General features: G+C 66.2%; 9 protein-coding genes. 8 read left to right on the forward strand and 1 reads right to left on the reverse strand.

Translation table 11 applies throughout. The features are described 5' to 3' along the window. The first annotated feature begins 13 nt into the window (after window positions 1–13). The 6 genes from AB1346_04645 to AB1346_04670 all read left to right on the forward strand — a co-directional run bounded on the left by AB1346_04645 (window position 14) and on the right by AB1346_04670 (window position 4,703). A complete protein-coding gene (locus AB1346_04645) occupies window positions 14–148 on the forward strand; it encodes a hypothetical protein (GenBank protein MEW6719721.1) in 135 nt (44 codons plus the stop codon). 51 nt (window positions 149–199) lie between these two features. Beyond that, window positions 200–484 (forward strand): hypothetical protein, encoded by a 285-nt coding sequence (locus AB1346_04650; GenBank protein ID MEW6719722.1) that lies wholly within the window; start codon window positions 200–202, stop codon window positions 482–484. A gap of 48 nt (window positions 485–532) precedes the next feature. Then, window positions 533–1,186 (forward strand): TetR/AcrR family transcriptional regulator, encoded by a 654-nt coding sequence (locus AB1346_04655; GenBank protein ID MEW6719723.1) that lies wholly within the window; start codon window positions 533–535, stop codon window positions 1,184–1,186. 272 nt (window positions 1,187–1,458) lie between these two features. Beyond that, window positions 1,459–1,629: a hypothetical protein gene (locus tag AB1346_04660; protein ID MEW6719724.1), complete on the forward strand. Its 171-nt coding sequence runs from the start codon at window positions 1,459–1,461 to the stop codon at window positions 1,627–1,629. Between the two features lie 301 nt (window positions 1,630–1,930). Then, entirely contained in the window at window positions 1,931–3,571 is a 1,641-nt protein-coding gene (locus tag AB1346_04665) for a beta-propeller fold lactonase family protein (GenBank protein ID MEW6719725.1), read from the forward strand. 223 nt (window positions 3,572–3,794) lie between these two features. After that, window positions 3,795–4,703, forward strand: coding sequence for a pirin family protein (locus tag AB1346_04670; GenBank protein ID MEW6719726.1), 909 nt, complete (start codon window positions 3,795–3,797; stop codon window positions 4,701–4,703). Between the two features lie 6 nt (window positions 4,704–4,709). On the opposite strand, the gene AB1346_04675 is transcribed toward AB1346_04670, so the two are convergent. Then, window positions 4,710–5,591: a histone deacetylase gene (locus tag AB1346_04675; protein MEW6719727.1), complete on the reverse strand. Its 882-nt coding sequence runs from the start codon at window positions 5,589–5,591 to the stop codon at window positions 4,710–4,712. A 105-nt stretch (window positions 5,592–5,696) separates the two neighbouring features. Here AB1346_04675 and ycaC point away from each other — a divergent pair, with 105 nt between their 5' ends. Both ycaC and AB1346_04685 read left to right on the forward strand, forming a co-directional pair. Beyond that, window positions 5,697–6,323, forward strand: coding sequence for an isochorismate family cysteine hydrolase YcaC (ycaC, locus tag AB1346_04680; protein MEW6719728.1), 627 nt, complete (start codon window positions 5,697–5,699; stop codon window positions 6,321–6,323). A gap of 172 nt (window positions 6,324–6,495) precedes the next feature. Next, a partial coding sequence (locus tag AB1346_04685; protein MEW6719729.1) for a PKD domain-containing protein occupies window positions 6,496–9,789 on the forward strand: 3,294 nt, incomplete at its 3' end.

Here is a 9,789-nt window from a genome sequence, read left to right on the forward strand (position 1 = left end):
CGCGGCAGGGAAGATGGCGGCATTGCTCGCGCGTTCGGCAGGCCGTGACCTCTTCGACGCACGGCAAATCCTGTCCCGGAAAGACCTCGATCGGGAAAAACTGCGCCTCGCGTTCGTTGTCTACGGCGGCATCAACCGGAAGGACTGACGCACGGTTTCAGCGGAAGATATCCGAGCCACCCCGGAGGAAGTCGACCGGATGCTTCTTCCTTTATTGCGCGCTGACTTGGCGCCGCCCAGGAACCGGATTGCGGAGTGGACTCATCAACTCGTCAAAGATTGCCGGAGCCTTCTTTCGTTCGCGCTGCCGATGCGACCCGCTGAAACCGAATTCTTCGACCGGCTCAACGGCCAGGGCGAGATCACACCCGAACTGCTTACGGGCGACCCGGCCCTAAGGGAAACGATTCGATCGCATCCCGGCCTGCGATGGAAAGTCTTCAACGTGCGAAAACACCGAAAGCTCGACGAAGGCGGGGAATAAGAATGACCTCCATTGACCGGCACGAACGATCGTGCTAACTATGGGCGTATGAAAAAAGGCGCGGACACGAGGATGGCCATCCTGGAGGCCGGACTCGACCTTGCAAGCCGGCTGGGGCTGGAGGCGGTCACCATCGGCGAATTGGCCAAGGCGACGGGCATGTCCAAGAGCGGGCTGTTCGCCCATTTCCAATCCAAGGAAAACCTTCAGATCGAGCTGCTGAAATACGCGGGAGAGATCTTTTCCAGGGATTGCATCGTCCCGGCCTTGCGCGTCGCCGCCGGGGAGCCGAGGGTGCGGGCTCTGGTCGAAAACTGGATCCGATACTCCGACAACCTGTCGGGCGGATGCATCTTCGTGACCGCGAGCACCGATTTCAAGAATCGCCCCGGAAAGGTGAGGGATTTCCTGCTGGCGCAGCAGGAGTGGTGGCACGACTGCCTGCGGCGCGTCGCGCGGTCCGCCGTGCAGGCGGGGGATTTCCGGGAGGAGATCGACTGCGACCAGTTCGCGTTCGAAATCTACTCGCTGCTGTTGGGATTCCACCTGTACCACACGCTGCTCGACAGCGCCGAGACGCAGAAGCGCCAGGCGGTCGCGCTCGAACAGCTACTCAAGTCGTACCGCAGGATTCTCCCGCCGGCAGAACCGAAAAAGCGCCCTTCGCGCCCACCGGCGCGCAGCCTCCCCAAGATTCCTTAAGGAGCGGTTATGGCGGATAAGGCGTATGTTTCCTGTCGAAATAGCACGAACGTTCGTTCCGATACAATGCGGGAATGGGCCGTGCGCCGGCTTTTCAGGACGTTGTCTTTTTGCGCACCCCATGCGGAAGCGCTGTGCCGACAGGACGGACCGGCAACCTTGTTGACTGCACGCGGCCTGGGACATCGCAGGATCATGCCGGACCCGGACGTCGTACGCGCCGGCGTGGCGCACCTGCTGCCCCACCCGCGGGAGATCGGGAGGAATCCATCATGAATCATCCGGAGAGCATCGTGGAACGCTACCGGGACGGCAACCCCGACGTGCGGATGGAAATCTACCTGGCAAACCCCTCGCTGAGAAGCCGGCTCGATGAGATAGAGAAGGAAGAGAAACGCGGAGATTCTCCGGTTTCTGACGGGTCTCCGACAGCTGTTCGATAAGGGGAGGGATCAGGCCGGCGGTCAGGCGGCCAGGGACCTCAAGCCGCCCGCCTTCCTGGTAACGCCGCTCTACCCGTTTTCGAACAGGAACGATAACTTCCCCATCGATTTCAGCGGGATCGCGCTCCTTCCCGAAAAAAATCTCATGAACCGTTAAATTTTTGACCCGCGGAAACCGATACGTAGCGGAGCGTTGCATTCCTGACATGCAGCCGCAACCATCCTCAGGAGGCGTAGAATGCGACTCAAAATGGGTACTGGTTCCACCGGGGCAGGAAAAGCATTCCGATCCAATGCAGTCATGCTGGTACTGGCCATGCTCGTTTTTGGGGCGTCCGCCTGCAGCAACAACGATCCTGTTCCTCTGCCGACCGCCGCGCCCGGCGTCACCCTCGAAATCACCCCGGGCTGGACCGTCCCGGCGCCCCCGAGTGCGACGGTGAACCAGAGCTACACCGCCTCCGCGACCGCGCAGGACAACAGCAGCTATCTCTGGAGCGTCGCGTCGGGGAGCGCCACGCTCATCGACGAGATCACGCCTACGGTCACGTTCACCCCCACGGCCGCCGGCGCCATCCAGCTCCAGTGCGTGGTGACCGCGGCCGACAATACCTCCACGACCCTGACCTACACCGTCAATGCGGCCGTCGGAGCGGTCCTCAATGCGAATCCCGCCACCATCACCGAGGGGCAGGGGACGATCCTGCTGGCGACGTTCACCGGTACGACGGGCATCATCAATCCCGGCAACATCCCGGTCACCAGCGGCGTCGGGATCACCGTATCGCCCACGACCACGACCACCTACTCCTTGAGCGTGGACGGGACGAATGCGGCGACGATGACGGTCAACGTCCTCGCCTTCGTGCCGAGGTTCGTGTATGTGGCCGGCGCGAACAGGGGGATCTCGGGGTTCACGCTGAACACCGACAACGGCGCTCTGACGCCGATCGCGGGCTCCCCGTTCGCCGCGGCATCCTTCAAGGTGCTGAGCGATCCGAACGGGAAGTTCCTGTTCTCCACGCACATAGGACAGGGAGTCAGCGTTTATTCGGTGGATAATGTGACCGGCGCATTGGCCCTCGTTGCAGGCTCGCCGTTCCCGACCGACAACACCAACGACACGTTGAACATCGCGGTGGATCCGATGGGACGGTTCGTCTACGCCACCCACGTTTCGGGGAATGTATACGCCTTCCGCATGGATCCCGCCACGGGCGTCCTGACGGCGGTCGACGGCTCGCCCTTCGCGATCGGAAATGTCGGGCGCGGAGATATCCTGGTGCATCCGTCGGGCAAATACCTGTACTTGGCGGTGGCCGGGAATGACACGGTCGACGCGTTCGGCATCGACCAGGCCACGGGGGCCCTCACCCGGCTGGCGGGCGCGCCTTACGCTACGGGCGTGACCTCCCCTTACGGCGTGGCGGTCGATCCCACGGGAGCGTACCTCTTCGCAAAAGGCGAAGCGGGTACGAGCATGCTTGCCGGCTTCTCCATCAACATCGGGACGGGTGCCCTGACCGCGGTGGCGGGTTCCCCGTTCGGTCCCTTCATCGGGACCGACTCCTGGCACGGACTCTTTTTCCATCCGACCAAGAGCGTTCTCTACAACTCCTTCTATGGCAGCAACGTTGCCGATGTCGGGGCCAGCACGCTCGATCTCGACACGGGGTTATTGACGCCGATGGCCGGCTCGCCGTACAGCCTGTTCGTCAGCCACGGATCGGACGCCATCACGGTCGACCGGAGCGGCCGGTTCGCATTCGCGGTGAATTATAACGGCGACCTGATTGCGAGGATGAGGGTCGACGCCGACGGGCTCCTGACGAAGCTGAACGGCGACCCGCTCGGCAATCAGGACGTGGATACGACCCCGGTGGTGGACATGCCCGTTTCGGTGATCGTTGTCGGCGGGTTGACGGCAAGCCTCCCAAATTAGCCGACCCGCGTTCCGGTGATGGAAGGGGCGGCCTTCGGGCCGCCCTTTCCATTTCTTTTTCGGCTGTCCGGCTGCCATCGGGTCTTGCGGCGATCGCCTCGATGATTCCAATTCGGAGAATTTGCATCATAAGCAGGAATCTCCACAAGAAGGGCTGGATGTTTCTCGGATGCTTGCCGGATGGCTTTTGAGACGGAACCGGAGATTCGTGAGGAGGCGGGAGATGACGACCGTGAGAGGAATCCGGAAGGTGTGGCGCGCCAGACCGACGATCGAAGGGGCCGGCGTCCACCTCAAGCGCGTCTTCGGCAACCAGGAGGTGCCACTGCTCGACCCGTTCCTGCTCCTCGACGACTTCCGCTCGGACGACCCGTCGAAGTATCTCCCCGGATTTCCCTGGCACCCGCACCGTGGGATCGAGACGATCACCTACGTTCTCGAGGGGGAAGTGGAGCACGGCGACAGCATGGGCAACAAGGGGGACATCTCCGCAGGCGACGTCCAGTGGATGACCGCCGGAAGCGGCATCGTCCACCAGGAGATGCCGAAGGGCGACGCGCAAGGGCGGATGGGAGGATTCCAGTTATGGGCCAATCTGCCCGCATCCCGCAAGATGATGGACCCGCGGTACCGGGACGTGAAGAGCGGGGAGATCCCCGAGGTCGTCCTTGAGGGCGGCGCGAAGGTGAAGATCATCTGCGGGCGGGCGAACGGGGCGGAAGGGCCGGTCCGGGACATCGTCACCGACCCGGAGTACCTCGATGTCACGGTCCCGAAAGGGGCGAATTTCCACCACGCCGTGAAAAAGGGGCACACGATCTTCGCGTACGTCTTCGAAGGGGCCGGTTACTTCGACCCGGGACGGGATCCATACTCCAGAGAGGAGGCGGGACGGAACTATTTCGACATGGATCGGCAGTGCACTTGCGGCCCGGAGACGCTCGTCCTTTACGGAGACGGCGGCGCGGTATCCGTGACCGCGGGGGAAGGGGGAGTCCGTTTCCTCCTGGTCGCGGGGAAGCCGATCGGCGAGCCGGTGGCGTGGTACGGCCCGATCGTGATGAACACCGAGGAGGAGCTCCGCGTCGCTTTCGACGAGTACAGGAAGGGGATCTTCATCAAGTCCCGGTAAGGGTTCTCACCCCGGGCGAGGGTCCGACAACCGCTCGATGATCGGGGGGATCAGATCAGTGGCCAGGCGGGTCAGCGAACCGCCGCCGAGGACCACTTCCAGCCTCCCCCTGCAGACCGCCTCCGCAATCTCGCGCATCAAAACGGCGATATTCCAATAGCACGGCCCGGTCAGGCCGATGTCGCCGTAGTCGCCCTCGTGCGTATCGAACCCGAAATACCAGAAGAGCAGGTCGGGCCGGAAATCGCTCGCTCGGCGCGGGAATTGCCGCGCCACCCGCTCGAAATAGACATCGTTCATGGACCGCCCCTCCCGCAAACCGTCCCGGAAGGAAGGAGCGGCCACGTCGACCTTTGCGCCGTCGGGCGATTCGTAATCCCTGTCGCAAAAGCAGACGTGGAGGATGTCGGGATCGCCCGAGAACAGATCGCGCGTACCGTCGCCGTGGTGGGCGTCGGTGTCCAGGATGGCGAAGCGGCGGAAGCCGAACTTCTCCCGCAGGTTGGCGATGCAGAGGGCGACGTCGTTGAAGCAGCAGTATCCCCCGAAGTATTCGCGCCCCGCGTGGTGCCCCCCGGCGCCGATGAACGCGAAGGCGTTGGCGATCTCGCTTTCCGCGATCTTCTCCCCGGCCAGGACGACGCTTCCCGCCGAGTGCCACGCAGTTGCGCAGAGGGGATCGCCCTTGACCCGCTCGATCAGGTCCGCCGTATGGACCTTCAGGAGGAGATCGCGCGACACGGGCGCCGGCTCGTACATCCGCACGGTGCGGCTTCCGAGGATACCGTCCAGCGCCGCGGGGAAGTCGGCCAGCCGGGCCCCGGCCGTCAGGTAGCTGCGCCGGGAAAAGGAAGGATGGTAGAAGATGCCGGTTTCGCGCACGGTCATGGGTCGCCCCCGGTTTCCTTCAGTATATTCCTCCGGTTCGATTCTCCATGGGCTGCGGGAACTCTCCGGGCGGAAAAATGCATCTTACGGCCAAGGAGAGCGACCATGAGCAAATCCTATGTCCGTCTCGATAAAAACAACGCCGCCGTCCTGCTGGTCGACCACCAGACGGGGCTGCTGTCCCTGGTCCGCGACATCGACCCGGACAAGTTCCGCAACAACGTCCTGGCGCTGGCCGATCTCGCCAGGTACTTCAAGCTTCCCGCCATCCTGACGACCAGTTTCGAGGAAGGCCCGAACGGGCCGCTGATGCCGGAGCTCAAGGAAGCGTTCCCGGGAGCGCCTTATATCGCCCGCCCCGGACAGATCAACGCCTGGGACAACGAGGATTTCGTCGAGGCCGTCAAGGCGACGGGCAGGAAGCAGCTCATCGTCGCCGGGATCGTGACCGAGGTGTGCGTCGCGTTTCCCGCGCTGTCGGCGCTGGAGGAAGGTTTCGACGTGTTCGTCGTCACCGACGCCTCGGGCACCTTCGACGAGGTGACGCGCCATGCCGCCTGGGCCCGCATGTCCGTCGCGGGCGCGCAGTTGATGAGCTGGTTCGGCGTCGCGTGCGAGCTGCACCGCGACTGGCGGAACGACGTCGCCGGGCTGGCCGCGCTGCTTTCCGCCCACATCCCCGACTACCGCAACCTGATCGACAGCCACACGGCGTTCAGGACCGGGAAGTAAGCCCCCAACGTCCCGCCCGTCTCCCCACCCGTTTTCAAGGAATGGGCGGTCGGGTCGGGCGGGCTCGCGCCCGGCTTCGGAATCGCCGCAATTCCCCCGATCTTTCGCTGAAAATTTCCCTTCATTCCGCCGATAAACGTTTCCATCAACGCTTGCGGCGGAACAGGGTGCCATGAAAAAGACACTTCGCCTCGCTCTCCCTTTCTGCATCGCCTGGATCCTTGCGGTCGGACCTTCGGCCCGTGCCGGCGCCGCCGGCGACCCGTACGCCGATGCGGTGCGGAACGCCGATTCCCTCATCGCGGATTTCGAGCGGGCCGCCGATTCCGGCCGGGAGGCCGCGGCCCGGGAAGCGGCGCTGCGGCTGCAGAAGGACCCCATCGCGGTGCAGCGGGTCAACCAGAAAGGCTCGGACGCCTTGAAGGGACGGCTCAACGGCGTCCTGGACTCTGTCAAGGACCGGACCCGGGAGCTGGCCCGGGAGCGGATCGCGAAACACTACGGCGTGAAGCCCGAGGAGGTCACCTTCTTCGAGGCGACCAATCCGTCCGCGAAACCGAAGGTGGGGCAGGATTGGGACCTGACGGCCCGGGTCCGGGGGATGGACGTTCCCGTGGAGGTTTCCCGTCCCGTCGTGCACGATTCGTATTACGAGGCGTACCACGGCGGCAAGGCGCCGACGCGCGAAGCGGCGTCGGCCTTCGCCGAGGGGCAGGCGGTGGAAGTGACCGATTACCGCCACCGCGAGGCCTACGGAGGCAGCCGCAGCGAGGGCTCGCGCATCATCACGGGGCCGAAGGACCAGCAGCTCCGCGACCCGGCGCAGATCTCCAAGGCCATCGAGGACAAGAGCAACGCCCCGCGCCAGAAGGCCATCGAGCTCGAGCGGATGGGGAGGCACAACGAGGCCCAGGGGCAATGGCTGGAGCAGGCCCGCCAGTACGACAAGCAGTTCGATCGGCAGATCAAGCCGCGGGTCGAGGCCGCCGGCGGCAAGGTGCCGCAGCAGGTCGTCAAGGGATCGGCCATCCTCAAGGAGGTCGCCGAGGGGCGGATCTCGCCGGCCGAGGGGCGCCAACGGCTGGCGGCCATGGGTGAAACGCCGGAATCCATCATCAACAAGGGAGCGGGGCTGGTCGAGGAATCGCAGAAACTGCGCGCTCCCGGGAGCAAGGGGCCGGCGGCGCCCGACGTTGTGGTGGACAACGTGCGCGACCGGATGGAATTGAGCAGGCTTGAGCGCGCCGCCAAGGAAAAGGCGGCGCTGGATGCCGGCGGGAAAAGTCCCGCGGCGGCGACCGTCGAGCCGGTCGAAGCGCCAGGAAAGGGGACGGGCGCAAAGCCGCGACCGGCGGCGCAGAACGCGCCTTCCCGGAGCGGTGCGGCCGGTCCTGCCGAAAAGCCCGCGGCCGGGAGCGCCGGACGTGTGGGGAATGCCGTGGGCGGCGCGCTCGGCCTGGCGGACCTCTACGTGAACTACCAGGCGTGCGTCGCGGAGGGGCGGGGCGACCAGGAGTGCTTCAAGGAGTTCGCTTTCGTGGTCATGGGCGGCGGCGTGGCAGCGGGCGCCGGCGGTGTCGCCTTCGAGACGCTGGCCGCCCTGGGGGTCAGCACGGCCACCATGACTGCGCTCACCACGGCCATGACGGCGGCCGGCATCCCCCTGGCCGCATACGGCGTCTACAAGGGCGGCATGCGCTGGGCCGAAGCGCCGGCCGTCGAGGCCGAAAACCGGCTGCGGCAGCAGCAGAAGGAGCTGCTGCCGCGCTTCGGCGAGCTGGCCGGGGGCGTCCGGGGCGAAATCCAGGGGCTGCGGTCGCTGGCCGCCCGGCACGGCGGGCTCTGCGGGAAGCTGTCCGCCCAGGGCGCCTCGGCGAAGGCGCTGCGCGAGGAGACGGAAGCGCTTGCAGGGCAGCTCAAAACGGCCGCCGAAGCGGTCGTCGCGCAGAGCCGCGGCTGCGCCGGGGGCGCCGCCGTCGCCGCCGAGATCGCCGCGCTCCGCACATCGGTGAAGGGGCAGGAAGAACGGGTCGCCGGGGATATCGAGATCGCCCTGGCCGCGGCCGGAAGCTGCTCGGGCAAGGCCGACGCCGACAAGATCCGGAGCATATACGACAAGTGCAAGGGCACGGCCGCCGGGATGGCCGCCGCATCGACTGCGGCCAGGGGCCGGAACAAGCGGCTGGGCGATCTCAAGGCCGCGGCCGACGGCGCCGCGTCCCGGCTGGCGGCGGCGGAAGATATCCGCGCCCGCATGGGCGCGAACAACGCGGCGATCCACGCGATCGCCGCCGAGCGGACGGCCGGCAACGAGGCGCTGAAAGCCCTCCGCGGCGAGATGGCCGCGAAGCGCGCCGCCATCGAAGCCCGCATCGGCCACCTTGCCGGGCTGCTCCCCGAAAATGCTCCGTCGCCGGTCTATAGAGAGGAACTGGAGCGATCGCTGAACGACGTCGCCGTCCTTCGCAACGACCTGCACGAGACGCCCGCTCCTCTGGAGTGCGCCGCGCAGGAAGGGGAAGCCGCCCCGGTGGCGCAGTGGTCCCTGGAGATGGAGAACCTTTTCGCCGGCGCGGACGGGCTCTTCGCGAAAGCCCGGGAGGCCGCCCGGGGCTGCGAGGCCGTGGCCACGGCCGAGGATGCGGTGGGGGAGATCGAGGCCGCCGCCCAACGGGCCCGGGAGGCGGTCGGCAGGAACGCGCATCTGCCCGAGAGGGCCGCGGCCTGCGCCGCCGGCGACAGGACCGCGCTCGGCGCCGCCATCGGGGGACCGGCGCAGGCGCGCATCGGGACCGCCGTGACCCTGGTCGCGAACGTCACGCTCGGCGGCGCCCCTGTGAACGAGGCGGACGGTTATACGTTCCGCTGGGAAACCTCCGACGGCAGGTCGGTCGCGGGCAAGCGAAGCGTCACGTTCACGCCGAGGACGCCGGGGCACAAGCGCGTCACGCTCATCGTGGGAGACGCCAAGGGGCGCTCCGCGACGGCCGCCGCCGCGATCTTCGTCCCCAAGCCGCTTTCGGTGAGCATCGGCGCCGACCGGCAGCCGGCGGCAGCCGGGGAGCAGGTCACGCTGTCCGCCGCCGTGGGCGACGAGGCGGAACTGTGCCCGTGCACCTTCCAGTGGCGGTCCGATGCCGCCGCCCCGCAGGGTTCGACAAAATCCGTCCGGCTCACGTACCCCCGGGCCGGGAGCTATACGGTGGCGTTGACGGCCGTCGACCGTTACGGACAATCGGCGGCGACGACGCACACCGTGACGGTCAAGGACCCGCCTGCGACGAAAGATGCCGCGGGCTTCAGGGCGGTTCCACGAAATGCCGAAGAGGAGAGCCTCCGGCTGGAACGGCTGCGTCAGGCCGAGAAGGACCGGCAGCTCCGGCAGGCAAAGGAGGAGCGGGACCGGCGGGCCGCCGAGGAGGAGCGGCTGCGCCTCCAACGCGAGGAGCAGGAGCGCATCCGGGAG

Source organism: Thermodesulfobacteriota bacterium, assembly GCA_040758155.1.
Taxonomy (GTDB): Bacteria; Desulfobacterota; Deferrimicrobia; order Deferrimicrobiales; family Deferrimicrobiaceae; genus UBA2219.